Origin of the sequence: Halobacterium litoreum, from assembly GCF_021233415.1 — an archaeon.
GTDB classification, from domain to species: Archaea; Halobacteriota; Halobacteria; order Halobacteriales; family Halobacteriaceae; genus Halobacterium; species Halobacterium litoreum.
The window spans coordinates 506629-531038 of sequence record NZ_CP089466.1; the positions used below are offsets into that span (position 1 = coordinate 506629).

General features: G+C 68.9%; 26 protein-coding genes and 1 tRNA gene. 11 read left to right on the forward strand and 16 right to left on the reverse strand.

The features are described from left to right. Window positions 1-7: 7 nt before the first annotated feature. Window positions 8-973 (reverse strand): beta-ribofuranosylaminobenzene 5'-phosphate synthase family protein, encoded by a 966-nt coding sequence (locus tag LT972_RS02800; RefSeq protein ID WP_232571678.1) that lies wholly within the window; start codon window positions 971-973, stop codon window positions 8-10. A 227-nt stretch (window positions 974-1200) separates the two neighbouring features. Continuing rightward, entirely contained in the window at window positions 1201-2166 is a 966-nt protein-coding gene (locus tag LT972_RS02805; RefSeq protein ID WP_232571679.1) for a glycosyltransferase, read from the reverse strand. A gap of 721 nt (window positions 2167-2887) precedes the next feature. On the opposite strand from LT972_RS02805, the gene ilvD reads away from it, so the two are divergent. After that, a complete protein-coding gene (gene ilvD / locus LT972_RS02810) occupies window positions 2888-4594 on the forward strand; it encodes a dihydroxy-acid dehydratase (protein ID WP_232571680.1) in 1707 nt (568 codons plus the stop codon). A gap of 11 nt (window positions 4595-4605) precedes the next feature. Here the strand turns inward: ilvD and LT972_RS02815 are convergent, their stop codons facing one another. Genes LT972_RS02815 through LT972_RS02825 form a run of 3 tightly spaced genes read right to left on the reverse strand, consistent with a single transcriptional unit; the run spans window position 4606 to window position 6467 of the window. Next, window positions 4606-5298, reverse strand: coding sequence for a DUF4097 family beta strand repeat-containing protein (locus tag LT972_RS02815; protein ID WP_232571681.1), 693 nt, complete (start codon window positions 5296-5298; stop codon window positions 4606-4608). Window positions 5299-5337: 39 nt separating this feature from the next. Continuing rightward, window positions 5338-5778: a hypothetical protein gene (locus LT972_RS02820; protein WP_232571682.1), complete on the reverse strand. Its 441-nt coding sequence runs from the start codon at window positions 5776-5778 to the stop codon at window positions 5338-5340. Next, a complete protein-coding gene (locus LT972_RS02825) occupies window positions 5778-6467 on the reverse strand; it encodes an RAD55 family ATPase (RefSeq protein WP_232571683.1) in 690 nt (229 codons plus the stop codon). Before LT972_RS02825 ends, LT972_RS02820 begins: the two co-directional genes overlap by 1 nt. 194 nt (window positions 6468-6661) lie before the next feature. Here LT972_RS02825 and LT972_RS02830 point away from each other — a divergent pair, with 194 nt between their 5' ends. Next, a complete protein-coding gene (locus LT972_RS02830; protein ID WP_232571684.1) occupies window positions 6662-6856 on the forward strand; it encodes a cold-shock protein in 195 nt (64 codons plus the stop codon). Window positions 6857-6947: 91 nt separating this feature from the next. On the opposite strand, the gene LT972_RS02835 is transcribed toward LT972_RS02830, so the two are convergent. From LT972_RS02835 to LT972_RS02850, 4 genes are all read right to left on the reverse strand, one after another. Then, entirely contained in the window at window positions 6948-7334 is a 387-nt protein-coding gene (locus LT972_RS02835) for a hypothetical protein (protein ID WP_232571685.1), read from the reverse strand. Between the two features lie 109 nt (window positions 7335-7443). Further along, window positions 7444-7710, reverse strand: a complete 267-nt coding sequence (locus tag LT972_RS02840; RefSeq protein WP_232571686.1) for a phage repressor protein — start codon at window positions 7708-7710, stop codon at window positions 7444-7446. A gap of 180 nt (window positions 7711-7890) precedes the next feature. Then, window positions 7891-8373: a DUF6789 family protein gene (locus tag LT972_RS02845; protein ID WP_232571687.1), complete on the reverse strand. Its 483-nt coding sequence runs from the start codon at window positions 8371-8373 to the stop codon at window positions 7891-7893. 142 nt (window positions 8374-8515) lie between these two features. Beyond that, on the reverse strand, window positions 8516-9295 hold the full coding sequence (locus tag LT972_RS02850) for an MOSC domain-containing protein (protein WP_232571688.1): 780 nt from the start codon (window positions 9293-9295) through the stop codon (window positions 8516-8518). A 91-nt stretch (window positions 9296-9386) separates the two neighbouring features. On the opposite strand from LT972_RS02850, the gene LT972_RS02855 reads away from it, so the two are divergent. The 6 genes from LT972_RS02855 (at window position 9387) to LT972_RS02880 (ending at window position 14983) form a co-directional block, all read left to right on the forward strand. Then, window positions 9387-10100, forward strand: a complete 714-nt coding sequence (locus tag LT972_RS02855; RefSeq protein WP_232571689.1) for a helix-turn-helix domain-containing protein — start codon at window positions 9387-9389, stop codon at window positions 10098-10100. A 93-nt stretch (window positions 10101-10193) separates the two neighbouring features. Next, window positions 10194-11489 carry an ABC transporter substrate-binding protein gene (locus tag LT972_RS02860; protein WP_232571690.1) on the forward strand — a complete coding sequence of 432 codons (1296 nt, stop codon included), beginning with the start codon at window positions 10194-10196 and terminating at the stop codon, window positions 11487-11489. A 3-nt stretch (window positions 11490-11492) separates the two neighbouring features. Continuing rightward, the gene (locus tag LT972_RS02865) at window positions 11493-12401 is read left to right on the forward strand and encodes a branched-chain amino acid ABC transporter permease (protein ID WP_232571691.1); all 909 of its coding nucleotides are present in this window, start codon (window positions 11493-11495) and stop codon (window positions 12399-12401) included. Next, window positions 12398-13441 carry a branched-chain amino acid ABC transporter permease gene (locus LT972_RS02870; RefSeq protein ID WP_232571692.1) on the forward strand — a complete coding sequence of 348 codons (1044 nt, stop codon included), beginning with the start codon at window positions 12398-12400 and terminating at the stop codon, window positions 13439-13441. The genes LT972_RS02865 and LT972_RS02870 overlap by 4 nt, the downstream gene beginning before the upstream one ends. Then, window positions 13438-14193 (forward strand): ABC transporter ATP-binding protein, encoded by a 756-nt coding sequence (locus LT972_RS02875; protein ID WP_232571693.1) that lies wholly within the window; start codon window positions 13438-13440, stop codon window positions 14191-14193. Before LT972_RS02870 ends, LT972_RS02875 begins: the two co-directional genes overlap by 4 nt. 85 nt (window positions 14194-14278) lie before the next feature. After that, complete coding sequence (locus LT972_RS02880; protein WP_232571694.1) at window positions 14279-14983, forward strand: ABC transporter ATP-binding protein; 705 nt, start codon at window positions 14279-14281, stop codon at window positions 14981-14983. On the opposite strand, the gene LT972_RS02885 is transcribed toward LT972_RS02880, so the two are convergent. After that, the gene (locus LT972_RS02885; protein WP_232571695.1) at window positions 14980-15954 is read right to left on the reverse strand and encodes an ornithine cyclodeaminase family protein; all 975 of its coding nucleotides are present in this window, start codon (window positions 15952-15954) and stop codon (window positions 14980-14982) included. The genes LT972_RS02880 and LT972_RS02885 overlap by 4 nt on opposite strands. A gap of 97 nt (window positions 15955-16051) precedes the next feature. Between LT972_RS02885 and LT972_RS02890 the strand changes: the two genes are divergently transcribed. Further along, window positions 16052-17200 (forward strand): NAD(P)/FAD-dependent oxidoreductase, encoded by a 1149-nt coding sequence (locus LT972_RS02890; protein WP_232571696.1) that lies wholly within the window; start codon window positions 16052-16054, stop codon window positions 17198-17200. A gap of 75 nt (window positions 17201-17275) precedes the next feature. Continuing rightward, a complete protein-coding gene (locus LT972_RS02895) occupies window positions 17276-17650 on the forward strand; it encodes a hypothetical protein (RefSeq protein WP_232571697.1) in 375 nt (124 codons plus the stop codon). Between the two features lie 12 nt (window positions 17651-17662). On the opposite strand, the gene LT972_RS02900 is transcribed toward LT972_RS02895, so the two are convergent. The 6 genes from LT972_RS02900 to LT972_RS02925 all read right to left on the reverse strand — a co-directional run bounded on the left by LT972_RS02900 (window position 17663) and on the right by LT972_RS02925 (window position 23738). Further along, on the reverse strand, window positions 17663-19813 hold the full coding sequence (locus tag LT972_RS02900) for a PAS domain-containing protein (RefSeq protein ID WP_232571698.1): 2151 nt from the start codon (window positions 19811-19813) through the stop codon (window positions 17663-17665). Between the two features lie 413 nt (window positions 19814-20226). After that, window positions 20227-20297: transfer RNA gene (locus LT972_RS02905), tRNA-Pro, on the reverse strand. A 52-nt stretch (window positions 20298-20349) separates the two neighbouring features. Further along, entirely contained in the window at window positions 20350-21243 is an 894-nt protein-coding gene (locus tag LT972_RS02910; RefSeq protein ID WP_232571699.1) for an RNA-guided pseudouridylation complex pseudouridine synthase subunit Cbf5, read from the reverse strand. A gap of 2 nt (window positions 21244-21245) precedes the next feature. Beyond that, window positions 21246-21824 carry a (d)CMP kinase gene (gene cmk / locus LT972_RS02915; protein ID WP_232571700.1) on the reverse strand — a complete coding sequence of 193 codons (579 nt, stop codon included), beginning with the start codon at window positions 21822-21824 and terminating at the stop codon, window positions 21246-21248. Window positions 21825-22069: 245 nt separating this feature from the next. Beyond that, window positions 22070-22948 (reverse strand): DUF106 domain-containing protein, encoded by an 879-nt coding sequence (locus tag LT972_RS02920; protein WP_232571701.1) that lies wholly within the window; start codon window positions 22946-22948, stop codon window positions 22070-22072. A gap of 142 nt (window positions 22949-23090) precedes the next feature. Beyond that, a complete protein-coding gene (locus LT972_RS02925) occupies window positions 23091-23738 on the reverse strand; it encodes an adenylate kinase (protein ID WP_232571702.1) in 648 nt (215 codons plus the stop codon). A gap of 113 nt (window positions 23739-23851) precedes the next feature. Here LT972_RS02925 and LT972_RS02930 point away from each other — a divergent pair, with 113 nt between their 5' ends. Next, complete coding sequence (locus LT972_RS02930) at window positions 23852-24262, forward strand: hypothetical protein (protein WP_232571703.1); 411 nt, start codon at window positions 23852-23854, stop codon at window positions 24260-24262. The last annotated feature ends 148 nt before the right edge of the window (window positions 24263-24410 follow it).

Sequence of the window (24410 nt, forward strand, 5' to 3'; positions counted from 1 at the left end):
CCGCCGACTACTCCGTCCTCGCACCCTCGTTCCGGGCCTCGACGACGCGCACGTCGCCGCCCACGCCAGCCTCGTCCAGCGCCAGCCACCCCGCTTCGGCCGCCGCGTCCGCCCGCGACGCGTCGGTCACGCCGTACACCGCCGGCCCCCACGAGGACTGCCCCGCGCCCGCGACCGCCGGATTCGACCCGAGTTCGTCCACGAGCGCGCCCGCCGGCGGCCGGTAGACGCCGCCCTGCTCGTCGGCGTACCACGCGCCGTTCAATCGACCGACCTCCGCGACCGCCGCGCCGAACGCGTCAACGTCCCCGGTCGCCAGCGCCGGGAGGACGCGCCGCGTCACCACGCCCGAGATGCGGTCGGCGAGCGCCGGGTCCGCCGACTCCACGGTCGAGCGCATGCTCGCGTCCTCCTCGCCGTCCGCCTTCCCCGGTTCGGTGTCGGGCAACACCAACACGAACCGCCAGTCCTCGGGCACGTCGTGGCGCGCCGCCACCGGCGGCACCGCCCACTCGCCCCGCGGCGGGCGCTCGGCCGTGAACCGCTCGGTCGGGTGGCCCGCGTCGAACACGAACCCGCCGGACTCGAACGTCGCGACGCCCACGCCGCTCCGCCCGCCCCGCCCGAGGCGCGGCGCTCGCTCGCGGACTCGGGGCTCCTCGTCGTACGCCCGCGCGACCGCCGCCAGCACCGACAGCGAGAGTTGCGTCCCCGACCCGAGGCCCGTGTGAACCGGGAGTTCAGACTCGACGCGCAGGTCGACGCCCGGCACCCCGAGCAGGTCACACGCCCGCGCCGCGTACTCTCGCGCCCGCTCGTGGTCGCAGTGCACGCCCTCCGCGCGCGACGCCTCGACCGCGACCCGCGGCTCGTCGAGTCCGACCCCGAGACTCCCGTACAGGCGCTCGCGGGCCAGCGAGAGGTTCAGGAACCCGAAGTGCAAGCGGCCCCCGGACTCCACGCGCACGCTCATACCCGAACAGTCGGGCGACTACTCGAAGGCGGTTGTGTCGGTGGCAAGCCTGCCCGCTATGCGAAGCCGGGGAGTGAGTGGTCTCGCTATTCGCGGCTCCTGTGTCGCCGCTCTACAAGCCGTCGCCTCGCATCCGCTCGGCGACGCGCTCGCGGCTTCGCCGCTCGTCCAACCGTGGCCTCACATTCGTTCGGTCACGCGTTCGCGGCTCCTGCGTCGCCGCTCGTCTAAACGTGGTCTCGCAGTCGCTCGACCACGCGCTCCGCGACGACGGGCGCGCCGTTCTCGAAGTCGGGGTCGGCGGGCGGATTCGCGACGGCGTCGACGGCCTCGCTCGGCGTCTCGGCCACCGCGAACCCGGGTTCGCCGCCGCGTTCGACGAACCGCGCGACGCCGCGTTGCTCGCTCGTGAACGGGTAGACGACGCAGGGCGTGCCCGCGACGGCGGCCTCCATCACCGTCGAGTATCCCGGGCAGACGACGGCGTTCGCCTCGCGGAGCACCGGGAGCATCGACGCCACCGTCTCCCAGCCCTCGCCCCCCACGACGGTCACGTCCCGCCCCCGCTCTTCGAGTCTGTCGGCCACCTCGTCCAGCGCCGTCGAGTACGTGCTCGGCGAGATGAGCACGTCCACCTCGGGCACGTCTTCCACGGGCGCGTCCAGCGCGAGCGGCGGCACGCGTTCCACGCCCTTCGGGTCGCCATCCTGCGCGGGCCACACCGCCGGATAGTAGAACGCCTCGCTCGCCAGCACCTGCTGTTTCGTCAGGACTGCTGCGCCCGCGCGCTCCGCGAACTCGTCGTAGTACCCCGGCGTGTTGTGCGTGCAGACGAACTGCGGCACCCGAGCGAGCGTCGCCGCCATCGACGCGAACATGTCGTCGGTCACCACGCAGTCCGCGTCCACCGCCTTCAGCCACCGGCGCACGTCACGAATTCGGCGCACTGAGTCGGGAATACTCCCGGTCACCACGTCCGCCAGCGACCCGTCGCCCTGATAGTCGCCGATGAAATCCACGACGGTCGGCACGTACTCCTCGTACCCCAGCAGTTCAACGAACCGCTCGCCCGGCCCGCCGCCCGCCAGTTCGACCGTCGCCCCGCGCTCCTCCAACTCCCGCGCGATAGCCAGCATTCGCGTCGCGTGCCCCGCGCCCTCCGGGTAATGCACGACGGCGACGGTTCTGTTCATAGTCTCTCCTGCTTGCTCTCCCCGCAAGGGAATTTCGGTGCTAGGCTGGGTTGGGTTCGCGTTCTACGTCTGCGCTCCCGTGAACGTCTCCTCGAAAGCCCCCGGGTGCTCGGGTCGGGAGCACCGGAAGACTTGCTTCGCTCGTCTTCCGAGGTCACGCTCGGTTCCCTCGCGTGACCCTCGCTGCGCGCGTCGCTCACTCCGTTCGCTTCCGTGCTTGCGTCGGCGTGTTTCCCCGAGCACCCGGCCCCTTTCAGTCCCGGAAGACTCGCGTCGCTCGTCTTCCGACCTTCGCGGTCGCTGCGCGACCCCTCAGTCCCGCCCGTGCCGGCTGGTCAGTCGGGTGACGTTGGTCGGCTGACTGGGAGGCCGGTAACTCTGGTGGGTTGAAAGGGCGAGGCACGCTCGGCGACGGCGGCCGACGAAAGCACCGCAGGAGTGAGCGAAGCGAACGACGAGGAGCGCATGGAGGCCCCCGAGCCGAGCGTTCCGAGGGCTTTCAGGAGTGATTGCTGACGACGACAGGGGCAGCGTCTGAGTTCCACACCGGCAACATCTGTTCGGTCGATTCCGGTGGGCCGCCTCCACCGTCGTTCCGGCGGGCCACCGGCAGCATCTGTTCGGTCGATTCCGGCGAGCAGGTCGCGCCGTCGCGCTCCCAGTCGCCGGCAACATCTGTTCGGTCGATACACCTTAACACGCACAGCCCCCTCGAACGTGCATGGACCACGAGAAGGACCCGAGCCTCCCGAGCAACGAGGTGACGGAGGGCGTAGAGCGAGCGCCCCACCGAGCGATGTTCCGGGCGATGGGGTACGACGACGCGGACTTCTCCTCGCCGATGGTCGGCGTGGCGAATCCGGCGGCGGACATCACGCCGTGTAACGTCCACTTGGACGACGTGGCGGCGGGCGCAATCGACGGCGTCGAGGACGGCGATGGGATGCCAATCGAGTTCGGCACCATCACCATCTCGGACGCGATTTCGATGGGGACCGAGGGGATGCGGGCGTCCCTGATATCCCGCGAGGTCATCGCTGACTCCGTGGAACTGGTGGCGTTCGGGGAGCGCATGGACGCGCTCGTGACGGTCGCGGGCTGCGACAAGAACCTCCCGGGGATGATGATGGCCGCGATTCGCACCGACCTGCCGTCGGTCTTCCTCTACGGCGGCTCGATAATGCCGGGCGAACACGAGGGCCGCGAAATCACCGTCCAGAACGTCTTCGAGGGCGTCGGTGCGGTGGCGTCCGGGGACATGAGCGAGGACGAACTCGAGGAGATGGAGCGCCACGCGTGCCCCGGCGCCGGCTCCTGTGGCGGGATGTTCACGGCGAACACGATGGCCTCGATTTCCGAGGCGCTCGGGCTCGCGCCGCTCGGGTCGGCGAGCGCGCCCGCGGAGAGCGACGAGCGGTACGCGGTCGCCGAGCGCGCTGGCGACCTCGCGGTCGAGTGCGTGCGCGAGGACCGCCGGCCCTCCGACGTGCTCTCGCGGGGGTCCTTCGAGAACGCCATCGCGGTGCAGGTGGCACTCGGCGGGTCGACGAACGCCGTCCTGCACTTGCTCGCGCTCGCGGCGGAGGCCGGCGTCGACCTCGACGTCGAGGACTTCAATGAAATCAGCGACCGCACGCCGAAAATCGCGAACCTCCAGCCCGGCGGCTCGCGCGTGATGAACGACCTCCACGAGGTCGGCGGCGTCCCGGTCGTGCTCGCGCGCCTGCTCGACGCCGGCCTCGTTCACGGCGACGCGCTGACGGTCACCGGGCGCACCGTCGCCGAAGAATTGGAGCACCTCGGCGTGGACGGCTCCGTGGACGAGGACGTGGATTTCCTGCGCCCGGTCTCGGACCCGTTCCACGAGACGGGCGCCATCACCGTGCTCACGGGGAATCTCGCGCCCGACGGCGCCGTGCTCAAGGTCACCGGGAAAGACGAGACCCAGCACACGGGGCCGGCGCGCGTCTTCGAGAGCGAGGAGGACGCGATGGCGTACGTCCAGGAGGGGCGCATCGAGTCCGGTGACGTCATCGCCATCCGGAACGAGGGGCCGCGGGGCGGGCCGGGGATGCGTGAGATGCTCGGCGTCACCGCCGCCGTCGTCGGGCAGGGACACGAGGACGACGTGGCGCTCCTCACCGACGGCCGGTTCTCGGGGGCGACCCGCGGCCCGATGGTCGGGCACGTCGCGCCCGAGGCCGCGGTCGGCGGCCCAATCGCCCTCCTCGAAGACGGCGACGAGGTGACCGTGGACGTGCCGAACCGCGAACTCTCGGTCGACGTGAGCGACGACGAACTCGCCGCGCGCCGCGACGACTGGGAGGAACCGGAACCGCGGTACGACGCGGGCGTCCTCCGGAAGTACGGCGACCAGTTCGCGTCCGCCGCGGACGGCGCGGTCACGAACCCGGGCGCGAAGGAGTAGGTTCGGGACGCTCAGGTGCGTCTCGCGATGCCGTCGCCGCCGCCCGTCTTCGCCGTGAGCCACGCGTCGCCGTCGCCGAGGACGCCCCGCACGTAGCCCGCGGACTTCGCGGCGAGTTCGTCGAACGTCTGCGGGGACGCCGCCACGTCCCCGCCCTGCACGGACAGTTCGACGGTGGCGTCGAGGTCGTCGGCGAGCGTCAGCGTCGCGTCGCCGTCGGCGGTCTCGACGGTGGCGTGGTCGGGCAGGCGGCAAATCGAGACGTCCACGTCGCCGCTCCCCGTTCGAACCGCCGCGACGCCGTCGGTGCCGCGAACCGATACGTTTCCGCGGCCGGTCTCCACCACGGGAGTCCCGGCGACGCCTTCGACGCTCACCGCGCCACAGCCGGTCGACGCGGAGCCGAGGCTGACGCCCGCGGGGAGCGTTAGTTCGACGTATACGCGGCGGTCGTGGTCGCGTTCCACGGCGACGTTCAGGCCGCCGTCCTCGCGCCACGTGCGAATCGAGAACGGGTCGCGGCTGGCTGCCGCCACGCGCGCGTCCCCGCCCCGCTCGACGCTGACCGCGCCGTCCGGCGTGTGGACCGACACGCGGTCGTTCGTCGCCACGGACAACTCCCGCGTGCGGGAGTCCAACGCTACGCACGGGTGGTGGAGACAGCCGGACACCGACGCCTCGCCGCGCTCGCTCCCCTCGTCCATGTCGTTCTCCCTCATGCCGAACGGTTAAGAATCTAACTATTACTTGCGGGAGAGGAACTCCGGGAGCCGCAGCCGTGCGAGGTCGTCGCGGTCCAGCGCGTCGAGGTCGATGTGGTAGAGGAACTCCGGCAGATCGTCCCGGTCGCGGCCGCCGCCCGCCGTCTCGAACTCGCCGCCGCTCTCCTCGCGGTACGTGATGAGTTTCGACCACACCGCCTTCTCGCGGGACGGGAAGTCACTCGCGTCCTCGTCGGCGGCGCCCGACGCGATGCGGCTGTCGAGGTCCGCCGCCGAACTCTTCCCCTCGTCGTAGGCCATCTCCACGAGCGACCGCCCGGTCGCCGCCACCAACTCCCGGTACTCCTCGGGGTTGGTCTCGCCGAGCGCCGCGGAGACGCCGAGCGCGTACGCCCGCCAGATGGCCTCCTCGCGGTCTAACTCCTCGCCGTCCCAGTCCGTGGAAAACGACTCCTCGTACATCACTGCGGCCGGACTTTCCGTCCAGGGTCGACCTGCAGCCCCGAGCCCGTGAACGTCACGTCCCGGATGTCGCAGTCGATGTTCGTCCCACGCATCTTCACCAACTGGATGCCCCGCGTCATCCCGCCCTCCTCGAGGAAGTTGTGGAGGAAGACGACGCCGTGTGCGAGGTAGTGTTCCTCCGCGTACGCGCTCGGGTCGGTCATCTCCGAGATCAGGAGCACCGTCGCGTCCGTCTGCTTGAGCCCCGTCGCGAAGTGCGTGACCTCGGTGTCCGCGTCCTCCGCGAAGTGGTCTAACAGCATCGTGGAGTCGACGACCACGCGGTCGTAGTCCTCCTGGCGAATCATCGACGCCAGCCGCGAGGACAGCCCCGACTCGCGGCCGTACTGCGTGAGCGACCGGCGCGCGCGCTCCATCGTGAGATTCAGGAACTCGAATCGGTCGGAGTTCGCCGCGCGGTCGAACCCGAACTCGTAGTTCGCCATGTCCTCGACGAGTTCGTTGCGCGTCTCGTGCATCGTCACGTACAGCACGTCCTCGCCGCTCCGGATGCCCTCGGTGACGTACTGGGACGCGAGCGTGGTCTTCCCGCTGCCCGGCGGCCCGCTCAGCGTGTACAGCCGGCGCGCCGGCAGCCCGCCGTCGAGGAGGCTGTCGAGTCCGGAGACGCCAGTCGATATCCTCATCGCCGGAAGCCACGCGGTCGAGCCTTAATATTCTCTCGGGGTCGGCGCTCGCCGCCGGACGGCGCCGCGAAATACGGCACAGCGCACTCTTCGCCGTCGTTCTCGCGGGGTTCGAGGCAGACCCCCAGGTCGCGGGTCGTGCTAGTCCGCCACGCGCAAGTGTTATCCGTGTACCGGGCTTGTGTACACTCGCAATGGCAGAAGGGAAGGTTGACTTCTTCAACGACACTGGCGGTTACGGTTTCATCGAGACTGAGGACGCGGACGAGGACGTTTTCTTCCACATGGAGGACGTTGGCGGTCCGGACCTCGAGGAAGGGCAGGAAGTGGAGTTCGACATCGAGCAGGCCGACAAGGGCCCGCGCGCGACGAACCTCACCCGCCTGTAAGGCGGTCTTCCGTAGACGAACCGACTACTCACCGAAATTTTTGCGCGACGCGACGCCCCGTAGCGACGCGTGTCGTCTGACGCGCCGAGTCTCAGTCGGACTGCTCACCGACGTGTACGAGCAGGTCCCCGCGCACTTCCGCGACGATGGCGGCGTCCGGGCGGCGCTGTAACTGCCGTCGGTCGACTTCGTGTGACTTCCGCGTGAAGACGTGGCCGCCGTCCGTCTCGACGGTGCCGACCTTCACGAGGTTGTGTGGTTTGACGTACTCGTAGACGGCACCGAGGTCGTCCGAGGTGTCGACGGCGACTGTGCCGATGGTGGCGGCGCGCAGTCGGTCGGCGTCGGTGAGTTCCGCGGCGTGGACGTTCACGCGCTGGCCGAACTTCTGGGAGAGCGCGGGGAGGACACTCTCCTGTGTTTCGGCCGACGGTCGGGTCTCCGTCGACCGGAGTTCGAGCCGGAACGTCACGGTCATGCCTCGCGCTCGCATACGGACGGACTTCAGTCTAGGTGTGTGAGTATCACGCGTGAAATTTGGGCCGAGCGGCCGCCTCGACGCCGTCCCCGATTCGGCTCGTGGCCGGTCAGGTCCGGTCGTCGAGGTCTTCGACGGCGAGTTCGTCGTCGAGGAACGCCCGCCCGCGGTCGGTGAGTCGGTATCCCGCGATTGGTTCGGAGTGGCGTTCGAGGAACTCGTGGTCTGCGAGCCGCCGACAGCGGGTCGCGACGTGTCGTTGCGTGTAGGGGACGTTCAGGCCGAGCGTGGCCGGTTTCACCCATCCGCCGTACTCGCGTATCTCTACGAGTATCGGTCGGTCGGAGGGTTTCAGCCACGCCACCTGTCGGTGCATGCACTTCTCTCGAACGGCCACAGGCAGATATATCAAATGGATTTCTAAAGTATAATTACTGTATTGACGGTTCTGGACTACGTTACCGTAGGTAAATATTAAGTACGACTGTCGTCACGGTTGACACGGAGGCACACGGAGGCACAGCGACCGGCGGCCGGTGTCCTCGCGTCCACCCCTTCACAGGTCTCGCGCCGCGGCGTACACCGCGCCGAGGACGACGCCGTACGCGAGGTGCCCGAGCAGACTCGTGTAACTCACGTTCGGGAGCGGCGGGTTCGCGGGCGACCCGACGGCGTCCAACCACACCGGCATCACCAGCACGGCCAACACCACCCACAGCACCACGCCGTACGCCAACCCCGCGCCGGCGAGCGTCGCCGACGACCGCTCCCCCCACCCCGCCACGTCGACGACGGCCGCGAACACCACGCCCAGCACCGCCGCGTGGCTCATGTGGACGACCCAGCCGAGCGTCCCGTTCGCGGGCGGCGCCAGCGCGTACAGCGACGGAATCGCGACCTCGATGACGGCGGTCGCCATCACGGACAGCACCGCACCGAACACGAGGCCGCCGGCGAGTCCGCCGACGACGCCCGCCCGCCAGTTTCCGGAGAGCGTCTCGGCCGCTACCTCTCGTTGTGCGCCGGTCTCTGTGGCCATAGTCGCCCGACCGTACGCGACGAGCGCGGAAAGTAATTTGCAGCGTACCGCGGCTGTACGGCCGGGTTACGTCAATATCGCCGGGCTTACTGACGCACGGGCGTCGGCTTCACTTCGGGTGCCGCCGCCGACACGACCGGGCTTACCGACGAGCGCTCTCGACGACGGTCACGTCGTCGCCGACGCGAATCGTCTTCCCGCGGTCGGCCTCGGGCACGCTCGCGAGCAACATCACCACGTAGAAGTGGTCGAAGGCGTCCCGGTCGACCCACTCGGGGAGGGTCTCGCGGCGCCGCTCGACGAACCGCTCGCGGAACCCCGGGAGCGGGTCGCCGGTGTCCGGGTCGCGGGTCGGGACGACGCAGCGACCGCAGGGTTTCACGCCATCGACGCGGACGCCGCCCGCCTCGAACGCGGGCGCGTCGTCGCCGAGGAACCGGTCCTCCCAGAACGCCTCGACGCCGCCGACCTCGACGTTCGCGCGGAGGCGCCGGCGCACGCCGGCTGTCGTGAGGTCGTCGAACCACGACGCCACCGCTTCGAGAGTCGCCGTGCTGACCACGGACGGCCCGATTTCCGGTCGGTCGACGAAGCCGCGCTCGGCGTCCCGTTCGAGCGAGAGGTCGGCGCCGACGTGCTCGGAGAACCACGCCGACGCCGCCGTCCGGTCGTCGCGGAGGGCGAACGTCCGCGAGTCGCGACCGGGCGCCTCGACAGACAGTTCGCCGGTTTCGGGGTCGAAGTCGGCGTCGACCTCGTGGAGGCTCGGCGCCTGCTTGGCGTTGATTACGCTGTCCCCGTCGACCAGTGCGAACTCGCGGTCGCCGGCGAGCGTGCCGCCCGCGCCGACCGTCGCCGCCTCGATGTCGACGCCGTCCAGTCCTTTCACCGGGTACACGCGGAGCCCCTCGACTCGCGCCATCACTCGCCCGGAGTCGCGCGCGCCGTATATCTGTTCGCAAGTGACGTGTGGCAACACGCAACGTAAGTCCGTGCGTTTCCTACGCCGCCCCATGAGCAGAGGCACGTCCGCGACGGGCACGCGACTGACTCTCGACCTCTGGCATCCGGACTGCTGGGCGATTCAGGCGACCGAAGACAACCCCGGCGGGATACTCGCACACGCGGTCTACGACTCGCCGACGAGCGGCGAGTGCTCCGTGAACAGCCTGTTCACCGCGTACGGCGAGACAGAGTCGGAGGTCGAGGCGCTCCTCGACAGCATCGACGAGTCGCCGCTCACGGAGACGGTTCGGGAACTCCACACGCAACTCGACACCCGGACCGACCCGGTAGCCCCGGGCGAGGTCTCCCGCGAGTTCTTCCTCGAACACGACCCGACGGACATGATCTGTCCGCTGTTGCTCGAACACGGCTTCGTCCACAGTTCGCCGGGCCGCATCGAGGGCGGCCGCGAGTACTGGAACGTCAGGTACGCCGGCGAACGCGGGGACATCGAGGACGAACTGGCGAGCATCGAGAAGCAGGCCAACGCGGACATCGACATCGAGCGCATCGGGTCGGTGGGCCGGGAGACGCGGGACGCCAACCGGCTCGACGCGCTCACGCCGAGTCAGCGCGAGGCGTTCGAGCTCGCGCGCGAGCGCGGCTACTACGAGTGGCCGCGGGAGGCTTCGACGCGGGAGTTGGCGTCGGAACTCGACGTGTCGAAGACGACGCTCCTCGAACACCTCCGGAAGGCCGAAGCGAAACTGTTAGACCCCTAACTTCTGTCGACGGCGCCACGACCGCCGAACGGCGACGTCCCTACCATGGTCGGGACGAGGTATTTGTCCCTCAAGGAGAACCAGTATAGAGTCATGGTATCAGATGGCACGAACGGTCTCGACCGGCGGACGTTCCTCAAGATTACGGGCGGCGGCGGCCTCGCGGCCACCGCCGGCTGTATCGGCCTCGGCGGCGGCGGAAGCGGTGGCGACATCGTCATCGGACAGCCCGCCGCACAGACCGGCCAGTGGGACTTCCTCCAGCCCGGCGTCACCGCCGCGACGGACGTGGCGATTCAACACATCAACGACGCGGGCGGCCCCCTCGACCGCGAAATCGACCTACAGCGCCGCGACACCGCGGTGAATCCGAACGAGGCGCGCACGGTCGTCACCCAACTCATCGAGAACGACGACGCCGTCGCGCTCCTCGGCCTGTTCTCCAGCGAAATCAACCCCCTCTTCGAGTTCCTCCAAGAACAGGAGACGCCCGTCGTCACGCCGTGGCCGGGGTCGAACTTCCTCGACACCCGCGGCGGCGACAAGGGGACGCCCGACGACCTCTCCGACGACGGCTGGGTGTGGCGCACCGTCATCAGCGACACCGTCCACACCGCGGGCGCGGCGCTCCGCGCGCTCGACCAGGACCACGAGACGGTCGGCGTCATCAACGGCAACACCGAGGGCGCGCGCAGTTGGGCGGACGGCTTCATCAACGCCTACGAGTCCAACGGCGGCACCATCGCCGAGCGCGTCGAAGTCAGTCAGGGCGCGGCCAGTTACCAGTCCGCGCTCGACCGGCTGTTCGGCAACGACTTCTCCGCGTTCGCGGTGAGCCTCCCCCTGGAGGACGCCATCACGATGATGAGCGACTGGGCGGACGGCAACTACGGCAGCCAACCCATCCTCTCGGACCCGCTCGCCCAACAGGACCTCGTCGACCAGGTCGGTGACCCCCTGAACGGCGCGTGGGCCGCCAGCCCCGGCGAATCCGGCCCGAACTACGACGCGTTCGAGAGCGCGTACAACGACGCCGGGAAGGAAGCCACCATCAACGCGTGGACGCCGCCCGCGTGGGACGCCACGATGGTCACCGCGCTCGCCATCGAGCGCGCCGGCGAAGCCACCGCGGAAGCCGTCGAGCAGAACCTCGGCCCGGTGAGCCGCGGCCCCGGCACCGAAGTCGCGACGTTCCAGGAGGGCAAGGAAGCCCTCAACAACGGCGACGAAATCAACTACCAGGGCGCCGCCACGGACGTGACGTTCACCGACTTCGGGAACGTCGTCGGCTCCGTCGTCATCAACCAAGTCCAGGACGGCGAGTTCACGCAAGTCGAGACCATCTCGGCCGAGGAACTCCGCCAGTTCGTGCCGGAGGGCGAGTACTAGGCAATGGGTCTGGTACAGAACGTCGTCTTCGGACTGGTTCAGGGGTCGTACATCGCCATCGCGGCCATCGGGTTCACGATGATTTACGGCATCGTGAACATGATCAACTTCGCGTACGGCGAGTACCTCACCATCGGCGCGTTCGTCGGCGTGATAGCCGCGGGGCTGTTCCCGCTCCCGGTCGCCGCGCTCGTCGCGATGGTGGGCGCGGGCGTCGCGAGCATCGTGCTCGCGAAGCTGTTCTTCACGCCCATCAACGAGACCGGGCCCGTCCCGATGCTGTTGACGTCCATCGGCCTCGGCCTCGTGTTGCGGAACGTCATCCGGCTCACCGCCGGGCGGAGCGCGCGGTACTACGACACGCAGACCACGACCTACGAGTTCACGGGCATCCCGGACGTGCCGGTCGGCTCCGTCGACCTGTTCGGGAACTTCTTCGTCACGTCCGAACACCTCGTCGTGGTCGCGTGCGCCGTCGCCGTCTTCGCCATCCTGCACACGCTGTTGACGCGCACCGACGTCGGCATCGCGATGCGCGCGATGAGCGACGACGAGGACCTCGCGCGCGTCCGCGGCATCGACACCCAGATGATTCGGAACAGCGTCTGGATTCTCGCGGGCGTGCTCGCCGGCCTCGCCGGCGTCCTCATCGGCATCCAGACGAACGTCAGCGTCACCACGGGTTTCAGCCAGATTCTCCAGATACTCGCCGCCGCGATTCTCGGCGGCGCGGGGAGCCCCTACGGCGCCATCGCGGGGTCGTACATCATCGGTCTCGTGCTCGCGCTGTCCACGGCGTTCCTCCCGCCGTCGATGACCGGCATCTCGTCGGCAATCGCGTTTCTCGTGCTCGTCGGCGTGTTGCTGGTGAAACCGAGCGGTATCGCCGGTCAGGAGGTGCGTGAAGCGTGAGCGTCGTCGACCGCATCCGGGACGGCGACGGCACGCTCGCGGGCGTCGCGGGCGTCGTCGCCGTCGCCGCCGCGTTACTGTTCGCGGTGTCGCCGCTCACCGCCAGCGTCCCCGGCGAATTCAGCGTGTTCGTGGACGTCGGCATCCTCTTCGGGCTGTACGCCATCCTCGTCCTCGGCCTCGACCTGCAGTACGGCCACACGGGACTGGTGAACTTCGGGCACGTCGTGTTCTTCGCGGTGGGCGCGTACACGGTCGCCATCCTCGCCGCGCAGGACTCCTTCGCCGGCACGAGCCTGGGCTACCCGTGGCCGCTCGCGCTCGTCGCGGGCGTCCTCGTCGCGGCGGTCGTCGGCGCCGTCGTCGGCGCCACGTCGCTGCGGCTGCGCGACGACTTCCTCGCCATCGCGACGCTCGCCACCGCCGAAATCTTCCACACCGTCACGGTGAACTTCACGGACACGTTCGGCGGGAACACCGGCATCCTCGGCATTCCACAGCCGGTCTCGAACCTCGCGGGGAGCTTCGAGAAGACGATGCTCGCGACGCTCGTGTTGTTCCTCGGGCTGGCCGCGCTCACGTACGCCGCCGTCACGCGACTCACGGAAGCGCCGTACGGTCGCGTGCTGCGCGCGATTCGCTCCGACGAACTCGTGACGCGGTCGGTCGGCAAGTCGACGTTCCGGTACAAGATGCAGGCGTTCGTCTACGGCGCCGCGCTCGCCGGCCTCGCCGGCGGGCTGTTCGCGCTGTACAACGGCGCCGTCGCGCCGAGTTACTTCACGATTCAGGTGACGGTCACCGTCTGGATCGGGATGCTGTTGGGCGGCGCGTCGAACCACCGGGCGGTGCTCGGCGGCCTCGCGGTCATCATGGGCCTCCGGCTGTTCTCCCGGTTCGCGAACGACTACGCGCCCGTCACGTCGGGCGAGTTCGCCTCGGTTCGGCTCATCGTGGTCGGGATGATTCTCGTGTTGGTCATCCGGTACCGGCCCGCGGGCATCTGGGGCGACGCCGAAGAACTGGGGGTGGACACGTGACCCTCCTAGACGTCGACGGCGTCGTCAAGGAGTTCGGTGGCTTGCTCGCCATCGACGACCTCTCGGTGTCCGTCGACCGCGGCGAACTGGTCGGCGTGATGGGGCCGAACGGCGCCGGGAAGTCGACGTTCTTCAACTGCGTCAGCGGCGTCGTGAAGCCGGACGCCGGCACCGTCACGTTCGACGGCGACGACGTCACCGGCGAGCAGCCGGAGACGCTCGCGCGCCGCGGGCTCGTGCGGACGTTCCAGCACACCCGCCAACTCGACACGATGACCGTCCGCGAGAACGTCCGGCTCGCCGCGCCCGACCAGCCCGGCGAGCGCACGATTCCAGCGCTCGTTCGCTCGGACGGCATGCAGTCCGTCGAGCGCGACGTGGCCGAGCGCGCGGACGAACTCATCGAGGCGTTCGAACTCGACCACCTCGCCGACGAGTACGCGAGCAACCTCTCCGGTGGCCAGCGCAAACTCCTGGAGATGGCGCGCGTGCTGATGCTCGACCCCGACATGCTGCTGTTGGACGAGCCGTTCGCGGGCGTCAATCCGACGCTCACGAACGACATCGCCGACCGCATTCGGGACTTGAACGACGACGGCATGACCGTCGTCGTCATCGAGCACGAACTGGAGACGCTCACCGAGTTGGTCGACCGCCTCGTGGTGCTCCAGCAGGGCAGCGTGCTCGTGGACGACGACCCGGAGACCGTACTGAACGACGAACGCGTCATCGAAGCCTACCTCGGTGAGTGACGATGCAGGAAACACTACGCTACGACGACACCGCGACGCGCGACGAGCCGACGGACAGCGACCCGATGGTCGCGGAGGTGGAGCGGTGACGCTCCTCGACGTCTCCCAGTTGGACGCCGGCTACGGCGACCTGCGGGTTCTCACGGACGTGGACCTGCACGTCGACGACGGCGAGTACGTCACCATCGTCGGGCCGAACGGCGCCGGGAAGTCCACCGCGATGAAGTCGGTGTTCGGGCTCGCCGACCGCTTCGACGGCACCATCTCGTTCGCGGGCGACGACATCACGGACCTCCAGCCCGAGGAGGTCATCCACGAGGGGATGAGTTACGTCCCGCAGACGGAGAACGTCTTCCCGTCGCTGACCGTCGAGGAGAACCTCCGACTCGGCGCGTACATCCTCGACGACGTGCCCGAGGAGCGCAAGCAGGCGGTGTTCGACCGCTTCCCGGTGCTCGCCGACCGACTCGACGAGAACGCCGGCACGCTCTCGGGCGGCCAACAGCAGATGCTCGCGATGGGGTGTGCGCTGATGCTCGACCCCGACCTGCTGTTGTTGGACGAGCCCTCGGCGGGCCTCGCGCCCGACCTCGTCGACGAGATGTTCGACCGCGTCGACGACGTGAACGACGCCGGCACGTCGATTCTGATGGTCGAACAGAACGCGAAAGAGGCGCTCCGCCGGTGCGACCGCGGCTACGTCCTCTCGCAGGGCGAGAACCGCTACGAGGGCGCGGGCGACGAACTCCTCGACGACGAGGAGGTCCGCCAGCAGTTCCTCGGCGGCTAGAACGACTGGTCGCTTCCCAGTTCTCTCTCTGTTGCCTTCTCGTACACGTGAGTGGCGGCGGCCACGTCCATCACGGCCGACCCGACGCTCTTCACGACGAGAATCTCGTCGTCGCTCTCGCGCCCCTCCTCGCCCGTGAACGCCGTCGAGAAGTCGAGTAAGTCGTCCTCGTCGAGGTCGGTCGCGGTGAGGTCGCCGACCGCCGCGACCTCCTCGGGGACGTCCGCGAACACGCGCGCGGCGCGGTCGAACACCGCTGGTTCGAGTTCCTGCATCTCCGCCGTGTACGCGCCCACCGCGACCACGAGCGCGCCCTCGGCGAGCGCGTCGACGGAGAACACCGGTTCGGTGCTGGTGGTCGCGGTGACCACGACGTTCGCGCCCGACACCGCTTCCTCGGGCGAGTCCACGGCGGTCGCATCGATGCCGTGGTCGCGGAGGTCGCTCGCGCAGTCCTCCCTCGAGTCGCTGGGCGAGTAGACCCGAACCGAATCGAGGTCGGCGAGCGCGTCGATTGCCCGCGTCTGCCAGCGCGCCTGCGCGCCCGACCCGAGCACGCCCAGCGTCACCGAGTCGCCGGCGGCGAGGTCGCGGGCCGCCAGCCCGCCGACACAGCCCGTTCGCGCGTTCGTGATTCGAGAGCCGTCGAGGAAGGAGACGGGCTGGCCCGTTCTCGCGTCCGCGAGCACGATTTGCGCGTGAATCGTCGGGAGGCCGCGCTCGGCGTTGCCGTCGTGGACGCCGACCAGTTTCGTCGCGAAGTAGTCGTCGCCGTGAACGTACGCTGGCATCGCCAGCCCCGTCCCGAGCGGGTCCTCGCCCTCGATGCCCTCACCGACCGGGTAGTGCGGGCGCTCCGGGCGCTCGACGTCGCCCGCGCCCTGCTTGACGAGCGCGCGCTCCACGACCGGCGCCAGTTCCGCGAGGTCGACGACTTCGCGCACGTCCGCGTCACTCAGTACCAGGACCATACTCGGGGGTGTCGCTCCACCGTGTTAGGTGTTCGCCGGGCCGTCACGGTTGCCGGGACCGTAGACTTATCTCCCCTCGGGCGTGTGTTTCACTACCATGAACGTGGTCGTCGTCGGGGGCGGCATCGTCGGCCTCTCCTCGGCCTACTACCTCGCGGACCGCGGCGCGGACGTCACGCTCTGCGAGCAGGGAACGCTCGGCAACCAGAGCACCGCGCGGTCCGCGGGCGGCATCCGCAGTCAGTTCTCCACCGCCGTCAACGTCGACCTCTCGGTCGCCAGCCGCGAGGTCTGGGACGACTTCGAGGCCGACTTCGGCGTCGACATCGCGTACCGCAAACCCGGCTACCTCTTCCTCGCGCGCGACGACGAGACGGCCGCCCAGTTCCGGGAGAACGTCGCGATGCAGAACGACCGCGGCGTCCCCAGCCAGTTCCTCGACCCCGGCGACGCCACCGAATTCTGTCCCGGCCTCCGCCACGAGAAGTTCGTCGCCGCGACGTACAACGCCGAGGACGGCTTCGCCGACCCGAACCTCGCCGTGCAGGGGTACAGCGCCGCCGCCCGCGAGGCCGGCGCGGACATCCGAACCAAGACCGCGGTGACGGACGTGCGAACCGAGGACGGCGCGGTCGTCGGCGTCGAGACGGAGGACGCCAGTCTGGACGCCGACTTCGTCGTGAACGCCGCCGGCGCGTGGGCGGGGCGCCTCGCCGACCTCGCGGGCGTCTCGCTCCCAATCGAGCCCCGCCGCCGACAGGTCGCCGTCGTCGACCCCAGCCAGTCGCTCCCCGAGTCGGTCCCGCTCACCATCGACCTCGACACGGGGTCGTACTTCCGGCCCGAACGCGACGGCGCCGCGCTCGTCGGCGGACACTTCGGTGGCGACGACCCCGCGGTCGACCCCGACCGGTACTCCGAGTCCATGGACATCGACTGGGCGGCCACCGCCGTCGAGCGCGCCGCCGACTACACCACGTACTTCGACGGCGACTCCCGCATCAAGCGCGGGTGGGCCGGCCTCTACGCCGTCACGCCCGACCACCACCCGATTATCGAGGAGACGACGCCGGGCCTCGTCACCGCCGCCGGCTTCTCCGGGCACGGCTTCCAGCACGCGCCCGCCACCGGCAAACTCGTCGCCGAGCGCGTCCTCGACGGCGACTTCTCGCTCGTCGACGTCTCCGCGCTCGCCAGCGACCGCTTCGAGGACGGCGACGACCTCGTCGAGCAGAACGTCGCGTGACCGAGTGAACGCGACGCGAGTGGCCTCGCGTGTCACAAACATTAACAAGACCGATTCCCGTCGTGTGTCCGGGCCATGGCAGACTTCGATATCGAAGCCGACAGTTCACAGAATCGACTTCACATGAAACTCGCCGGGTCACTCGACGAATCCCAAGCGAGCGCCGCCGTCGACCGCGTGGAGAGCGAGGCCGCGAAACTCTCCCCCGGATTCGGCGTCATAAACGACATCTCGGAGTTCAAACCGCTCTCGCAGGACGTCGCCGACACTATCGCCGACGGCAAGGAGATTCTCGCCAGCGAAGGCGCCGGCGCGCTCGTCCGCGTCACCGGCGACTCCGCGCTCGGCGACATGCAGTTCGACCGCGTCGGCGGCGCCGAAGGGTACCAGGTCGCGAAGGCCGAGACGGTCTCGGAAGCCGAACAGATGCTCGCCGACCTCGACGACTGACGCCCTCGACTCTCACTCGTCGCTTTCGTTCGTCTCGCCGTCCGCGGCGTGGAGCCGAACCACGAAGACGCTCCCCCACTCCTCGGGCGACTCGTGGTCCAGGTCGCCGCCGTAGTCGTCCACGACCGACCGCACCAGCCACAGACCGAAGCCGGTGCCGTGGGTCAACTGCGTGCGCTCCTCGCCGGTCGTGATGCCGGCCAGCTCCGACTTCGGAACGCCCGGCCCCTCGTCGGCCACCCGGACGGCGACGCCGTCGTCCGTCTCCGCTGCGAACACCGCCACCGTCGGCTCCTCGCAGTCCGCGTGCGCCACCGCGTTCTCCAGTAAGTGTCGGAACACCACGGTCAGCCGCCAGTCCGCGCGCACGGCGTAACTCGCGTCCTCGGGCAACCGAATCGACGCCGACGGGTACTCCTCGCGCACGTCCGCCGCCGCCGACGACAGCGCCGAATCGAGGGCGACGGGACGCCGGTCGCCCTCCGCCTCGATGACCACCTTCGACAGTTCGTGTGCCGTCTCGCTCAACTCGATGAGGCTCCGGGACGCCCCGAGAATCTCGTCCAGTTGGCTCGCCAGCGCCTCGTCGGCCAACTGGCTGCGCACGTAATCCGCGTTCCCGTCGATGACCGTCAGCTTGTTCCGGAGGTTGTGCCGCAGGAACCGGTGGAGGACCTTCAGGTGGCGCTCGCGTTGCTTCAACTCTGAGATGAGCCGTCCCTCCGGGATGAGCAACGTCACGTCGCCCTGTTCGTCCACCACCGGTCGCACCGAGAAGTCGATGATTTCCGTGTCCTCGTTCCCTCGGACCGTCGTCTCTTCGCGGTACAACTCGCCCTCCCGTGCCACCGACACCGCCTCCCGCGCCGTCTCCCGGCTCTCCTCGTCGACCCGGAACCAGAACGTCTCCCAGAGCTTCTGCCCGAGGACGTCCTCCCGGTCGACGCCAGCGAACTCGATTGCCGACTCGTTGGCCTCCACGAGCGTCCCGTCCGGCTCCATCAACCCCGTGAACTGGTAGGTGTTGTCGAACACCGCCTCGAAGCGCCGCTGGCGCTCCTTGCGCTCCGAGACGTCCCGCCCGATACCCACCAGTCCGAGCGTCTCGCCGTCGCTGTCGGTCATCTCCGCGCCCGTGAACTCGTAGGGCACGCGTTCCCCGTCTTTCGTCACGAAATCCGCTTCCACCGTGACCGCCGTCCCCTCTTCGACGACCGTCGTGATGGCCTCAAACACCGCCTCGCGGTCCTCCGGCGCGACGAAGTCCGCGGGATGCATATCCGTGATTTCGTCGTCGCCGTACCCCGTCACCTCGAGCAAGCGGTCGTTCCACCGGAGGAAGTTCCCGTTCCGGTCGAACGCGTAGAACACGTCCGGCAGCGCCGCGAACACGCTCTCGGTCAACGCCCGCTCCGCCGCGAGCGCCTCCTCGCGTTCCTTCCGCTCGGTCACGTCCCACGAGTTCACCACCACGCCTTCGATGGCGGGGTCGTCGAGGCAGTTCTGCCCCCGGGCCTCGACCCACCGCCACTCCCCGTCCGCGCTCCGGAATCGGTACTCCGTCTCGTACGTGGCCTCGGGGTCCGACAGAATCGCCTCGAACGTCTCCCGCACCGCCGCGCGGTCCTCCGGGTGGATGTACTCGAAACTCGCCGTCCCCACCAGTTCCGACGGCGCGTACCCCATCGTCCGCTCCACCGCCGGACTCGCGAACACGTACCGGCCGTCCTCGTCGAGGACGCTCAAGCGGTCCGTCGAGTACGCCATCAACGACTGCAGGGCGCGGTCGCGGCCCGTCGCCACCGGCGTCGACCCAGTCTCCTCGACGGCGCTCTCGACGCGGTGGCACAGCACCGCCGCGGCCGCGTCCCGGCGAACCACCGCCGCCGCACCCGCCTCCAACGCCGCTTCGAACCCGCCGCCGTCGCCGTACACCACGACGGGGCCGCACGCCCGAGCGTCCCGTAGCCGGCCCACTGCTCCGGCGACGTCGTCCAGCGCGGCCTCGTCGACGAGGACGCAATCCGGCGCCGCCACCGCCTCGTCCACACTTTCGACCACCGTCGTCGTCACTCGGTCGACGCCCGCCTCCAACGTCGCGGCCGCGTCGGCGACGCGCTCACCGCCCACGCAACAGACCGACACGCCCTCTCCGTCCGTCACTGACGCCCCCCGCGTGCGGACGCACGCACCTCTCGATCTCGCGCTCGCTCGCACTCGCCGAACTGCCCGACCGCCACCCAAGCGGACCGGCCACCCGAAACCGGCCCGGTACCCGAGCCCTTCCAGCGCATGACCCGACCAAACGCCCCCGGCCCTTGAAAAAGTTACAGTACCGCCGCTACTCGCAGTACGAACGTAGTGGCGCGGTCAAGCACGTACTCGGTGACTTCGCCGGCCGTGGCGAGACTCACGCCGACCACCCTGGAAAACTGACTTCCTTCCAGTTCTGGAAAGAAGTAATTTGGATTGATGGCGCTGCTACCGCTAAGTGTGTAGAAGCAGTACGAAAGTGAGTGGGGCCGTCGAGGTCGCCCGCTGGCCGCCCTCGTGGTCCACTTTCGCGTCGCGAGAAGTGGGACCGTCGAGATTCGAACTCGAGTCCGACGCACCCCATGCGCCGAGGATACCGCTACCCCACGGTCCCGCACTCGGACAGACACGGGTTCCGGCATTAAGGCCTTCGTTTCGCAGACGGCCTAGACGAGGACGCGTTCGAGGTCGACGACCGTGCCGGAGTCGGCGTCGGGGTCGCCGACGAGGCGGCCGAGGCAGACCGCGGCGCCGTCGGGGGTGTAGCACGCGACGAGGGCGTCGCGGTCGGCGTCGTCGGCTTCGAGGACGCCGGGGGCGTAGACGGGTGCGCCGTCGGCGATTTCGCGGGCGGCGGAGCGCGCGACGGTGACGCTCGGGAGGTGTTCGAGCGCGCGCTCGGCGGGCTGAATCGCGTCGCGGAGCGCGGCCTCGGGGTCGCCTTCCGGGGGTTCGGTGTCGTCCTCGTCGCGGTACCACGCGAGGGCGTCCGAGAGGTCGTGGAGGGTGACGAGGTCGGTGTCGTCGAACGGCGTGGTAGCCGTCCGGCGGAGGTGGCCCATGTGGGCGCCGGTGCCGAGCGCGCGACCGAGGTCGTGACAGAGTTTCCGGATGTAGGTGCCGGACTCGCAGGTGATGCGCAGGAGTGCTTGCCGGTCCCGTACTTCGAGCACGTCGAGGGCGTAGATTTCGCGGACGCGCAGGCGGCGGGACACCGCGGACTTCCGCGGCGGCTTCTGGTAGGTCGGGCCCTCGAACTCCTCGACTACGGATTCGAGATTCGCGGGCGGGTCAGCGTGGAGTTCGAGGACGGAGACGTACTCCTTCGGGCCTTCGAGGAGCGCGGGCGCGAGGCGGGTCGCTGCGCCCGTGAGGACGGGGAGACAGCCCGTCACTTTGGGGTCGAGCGTGCCGGCGTGCGCGGCTTTCTCGACGCCGACCATGTCCCGCACCCACGCCGACACCTGGTGGGCGGAGGGGCCGGGCGGCTTGTCGAGGTTCACCACGCCGAACTCGAAGAGGGCGTCCGGGTCGCGGTCCTCGGGCGCGTCGCGGAGCATCCTCAGAACTGGTACCGGACGTCCTCGATTGGCGCCGGTCCCTCGTCGCTGGACGGCTCGTAGGAGTCCACGGCGTACAACACGATGTCGGTGACGGCGTCCGGCCCCCACCGCGCGGTGTTCACGGAGAGGTCGTAGATGGTGAGGTCGTCGAAGTCGATGCCGTAGTATTCGGCGTAGCGCGCCGTCTCGGACTCCTCGCGTTTCTCGGTCTCCGCGCGTGCCGCCGCAGGCGTCTTGTCCTCGCGCTCGGCGATGCGGCGCGCGCGAACGCCGAGCGGGGCGTCGAGCCAAATCTTGATGTCGGCGTACTCGCCCGCCATCCAGCCGGCGAGCCGCGATTCGAGCACGACGTCGTCGCGGTCGCGGGCCGTCTCCCGGAGTTGTCGGTCGAGGTCCTTGTCTATCTGGGGGTCCTCCTCGGCGAGCTCGTTGAACTCTTCGAGGGAGAGCCCGCGCTCGTCGGCGAGCCCGCGGAAGATGTCACCGCCCGAGATGTGGTCGTATTCGAGGTGGTCGGCGAGCGCCGAGGCGACGGTGCTCTTCCCGCTGCCCGGCGGCCCGGAGATGGTGACTAACATATCCGTGCTGGGGCCGGCGACGACAAAGAGGTTTTGAAGCGCTCGCGTTCGCGTTCGGTAGCGGCGGCCGCACAGCGTTCGCGCGAGCGAAGCGAGCGCGATTCACTCCGCGAACGTAGTGAGCGGAGGCCGACGACTGAACGGAGCGCCGCAGGCGCGAAGTGAAGGAGGAGTGCTTTTTCCGCAAGTTTTTGCCGAGTGAGGGGCGCGCGGAGCGCGCCCATCACGCAGCGCAAAAAGTGCGTCTATGTGGGCGTCGTCTGGATGTTCAGCGCTTTGCGGATGATGTTCGAGAAGCTAAAGGAGCAGAGCATGTACCAGATGACCCACGTCGGGAAGACGAGCGCGCGGCCGCTCTTGAGGTTCACGTCGCCCATGAGCGGGAGGACCATGTTGAGTTCCTCGTCCGGGACCTGGCCGGACCCGAGCTTCCAGTACATCCAGAGGAACACCGGGATGGTGAGGAGCATGATCCACACCATCGGCCGGAACTGCTCTTTGAGCATGCCGGCCTGGTCGCCGAACGCCTCCATCTGTTCCTCGCGCAGGCGCTCGATTTCGGCTTCGTCGCCGCGGTCTTTCGCGTCCTGCATGCGGTCTTGGAGGTCTTTCGCGCGCTCCTGGTACTTCGACATCTTCTCCATGTCCGTGAGGTTCGCTTGCAGGAGCGTGGAGTAGAGGCCGGTGAGGACGGCGAGGACCATCACGACGGCGTAGAACGGCAGCATCGCGTCGAGCGGGCCGACGAGCAACTCGACGGCGCCACCGACGGCTTCCTTGATGGGTTGGACGCTGTACCCGATCATCGCGCCGACCGCGCCGACGCCGGCGAGTTTGTCCCACGTCGACCACGAGGTCGATTCGGGCGCGTCCTCGTCGTCGCCGCGCTCCTCGTCCGGTTCGAGTCCCTGCTCGACGCCCTCGGGGTCGGCGAACTCGAACCCCTCGTCGGCCTCGACGAGGATGTCTTTCTCTAGGAGGCGACCCCACTGGCCGCTGGAGACGTCGTCTTTGACGTCCCGCCAGCGGATCTCGCCGTCGTGAGCGAGGAGGTCGTCGAGTATGGTGGCCATCTCGGGGTCCTCGCGGACCAGCGAGCGGACCTTCTCCGCGGTTCGTGCCATTGCGTGACTGTTTGCAGTGACCGCTTGAACCTCTTACGGAACGCGGAACCCCGGAAGTCGGGCGCGTGCGTTCGGCCGGTCGCGGTGCTGGCGGCGCTGCTGGCGCGTACTCGGGAACTGAGAGAAGCGACGTCGCGAGTCGTTACGCGCGCTCGGCGACGGCGTCGCGGACGTCGTCCCAGACCTCGTCGGGGGTCTGTTCGCCGTCGATTTCGACGAGCACGCCCTTCTCGCGGAAGTAGTCGACGACCGGCTGGGTGTTCTCCTCGTAGACGTTGATGCGCTCGCGGGCGGTCTCCTCGGTGTCGTCCTCGCGCTGGTAGAGGTCGCCGCCACAGTCGTCGCAGACGCCGGCTTCCGCCGGCGGGTCGAAGTCGACGTGGTAGGTGGCGCCGCAGTCCTCGCAGACGCGGCGGCCCGTGAGCCGACCCACGAGTTCGTCGTCGGCCACGTCGAGGTAGAGGACGACGTCGAGGTCGGTGATGGAGTCGAGGTACTCCGTCTGGCTCTCGTTGCGCGGGTAGCCGTCGAGGACGTAGCCGTCGGCGTCGTTGAGGGCCTTTTTCACGATCTCGTTCACGACGGGGTCCGGGACGAGTTCGCCGGCGTCCATGTACTCGCCGGGGGTGTCGTACTCCAGGTCGAGATGGCTGATGTCCATCTCCTTGTTCCCTCGGAGCGCGTCGCCGGTCGTGACGTGTTCGATGCCGAACTCCTCGGTGAGTCGTCGGCTCTGCGTGCCCTTCCCGGCACCCGGCGCGCCGAGCAGCAACACGTTCGGACTGGACATACGAATTGATTCAGCGGCCGCTATTAAGGGCGTGTCGTTCCCGGCCGAATCCTCGTTCCCGCTCGTCGCTCGCACACCCCGCCTGATTAGTGCGCGGGCCGCGAAGGCCGGGTATGACTCGCTTCGACGCCGACACGGAAGCCGACCGCATCGACCTCGTCGCGGACGCCATCGCCGCCCACCGCGAGCGCGACAGCGCGTTCTGCACGCTGGAGGCCGACGAGGACCCGAGTGGCGACCCCGAGTTCCTGCCGCCGTGGGTGCAGTTCGCGGACGGCACGCTGAATCTGGACTGCACGGACGACGAACTCGACGCGCTCAGCGACGTGGTGAGTCGGTTCGGCGCGTTCACGATCGTCGAACGAGAGACGATTCCGGCGGAGATGGCCGACGAGGACCCCGGGACGAACGTCCGCGTCGAGGCGCAGACCGACGACGACCGCGTCGCGCAGTTCGTCGAAGCCGCCTTCCGGGACGCGTACGGTCTCTCCGAGGACTTCCGGCTGTGGGCGGTCGAAATCTGAACCGGGGCACGCCGCCCGGCGCCCGCCGGCCCCGGAGTCGTCCCGCGGGCCGACTGCCCGAACGCGGATACGACGAGTCGAAGTTATAAGTCCCTCCGGGCCGGACGGTCGGGTATGATTCCTGTACGCAGAACCCAGTCAGCCACCG

Bases quoted from the DNA above. Each gene is read 5' to 3' on its own strand.
- LT972_RS02820 (WP_232571682.1), bottom strand. From the start codon at position 5,778: ATGTACGAGGAGTCGTTTTCCACGGACTGGGACGGCGAGGAGTTAGAC.
- LT972_RS02890 (WP_232571696.1), top strand. From the start codon at position 16,052: ATGAACGTGGTCGTCGTCGGGGGCGGCATCGTCGGCCTCTCCTCGGCC.
- LT972_RS02910 (WP_232571699.1), bottom strand. From the start codon at position 21,243: ATGCTCCGCGACGCGCCCGAGGACCGCGACCCGGACGCCCTCTTCGAG.
- LT972_RS02830 (WP_232571684.1), top strand. From the start codon at position 6,662: ATGGCAGAAGGGAAGGTTGACTTCTTCAACGACACTGGCGGTTACGGT.
- LT972_RS02855 (WP_232571689.1), top strand. From the start codon at position 9,387: ATGAGCAGAGGCACGTCCGCGACGGGCACGCGACTGACTCTCGACCTC.
- LT972_RS02930 (WP_232571703.1), top strand. From the start codon at position 23,852: ATGACTCGCTTCGACGCCGACACGGAAGCCGACCGCATCGACCTCGTC.
- LT972_RS02815 (WP_232571681.1), bottom strand. From the start codon at position 5,298: ATGGACGAGGGGAGCGAGCGCGGCGAGGCGTCGGTGTCCGGCTGTCTC.
- LT972_RS02865 (WP_232571691.1), top strand. From the start codon at position 11,493: ATGGGTCTGGTACAGAACGTCGTCTTCGGACTGGTTCAGGGGTCGTAC.
- ilvD (WP_232571680.1), top strand. From the start codon at position 2,888: ATGGACCACGAGAAGGACCCGAGCCTCCCGAGCAACGAGGTGACGGAG.
- LT972_RS02850 (WP_232571688.1), bottom strand. From the start codon at position 9,295: ATGGCGCGAGTCGAGGGGCTCCGCGTGTACCCGGTGAAAGGACTGGAC.
- LT972_RS02825 (WP_232571683.1), bottom strand. From the start codon at position 6,467: ATGAGGATATCGACTGGCGTCTCCGGACTCGACAGCCTCCTCGACGGC.
- LT972_RS02805 (WP_232571679.1), bottom strand. From the start codon at position 2,166: ATGAACAGAACCGTCGCCGTCGTGCATTACCCGGAGGGCGCGGGGCAC.
- LT972_RS02835 (WP_232571685.1), bottom strand. From the start codon at position 7,334: ATGACCGTGACGTTCCGGCTCGAACTCCGGTCGACGGAGACCCGACCG.
- LT972_RS02840 (WP_232571686.1), bottom strand. From the start codon at position 7,710: ATGCACCGACAGGTGGCGTGGCTGAAACCCTCCGACCGACCGATACTC.
- LT972_RS02800 (WP_232571678.1), bottom strand. From the start codon at position 973: ATGAGCGTGCGCGTGGAGTCCGGGGGCCGCTTGCACTTCGGGTTCCTG.
- LT972_RS02885 (WP_232571695.1), bottom strand. From the start codon at position 15,954: ATGGTCCTGGTACTGAGTGACGCGGACGTGCGCGAAGTCGTCGACCTC.
- LT972_RS02860 (WP_232571690.1), top strand. From the start codon at position 10,194: ATGGTATCAGATGGCACGAACGGTCTCGACCGGCGGACGTTCCTCAAG.
- LT972_RS02845 (WP_232571687.1), bottom strand. From the start codon at position 8,373: ATGGCCACAGAGACCGGCGCACAACGAGAGGTAGCGGCCGAGACGCTC.
- LT972_RS02925 (WP_232571702.1), bottom strand. From the start codon at position 23,738: ATGTCCAGTCCGAACGTGTTGCTGCTCGGCGCGCCGGGTGCCGGGAAG.
- cmk (WP_232571700.1), bottom strand. From the start codon at position 21,824: ATGTTAGTCACCATCTCCGGGCCGCCGGGCAGCGGGAAGAGCACCGTC.
- LT972_RS02895 (WP_232571697.1), top strand. From the start codon at position 17,276: ATGGCAGACTTCGATATCGAAGCCGACAGTTCACAGAATCGACTTCAC.
- LT972_RS02920 (WP_232571701.1), bottom strand. From the start codon at position 22,948: ATGGCACGAACCGCGGAGAAGGTCCGCTCGCTGGTCCGCGAGGACCCC.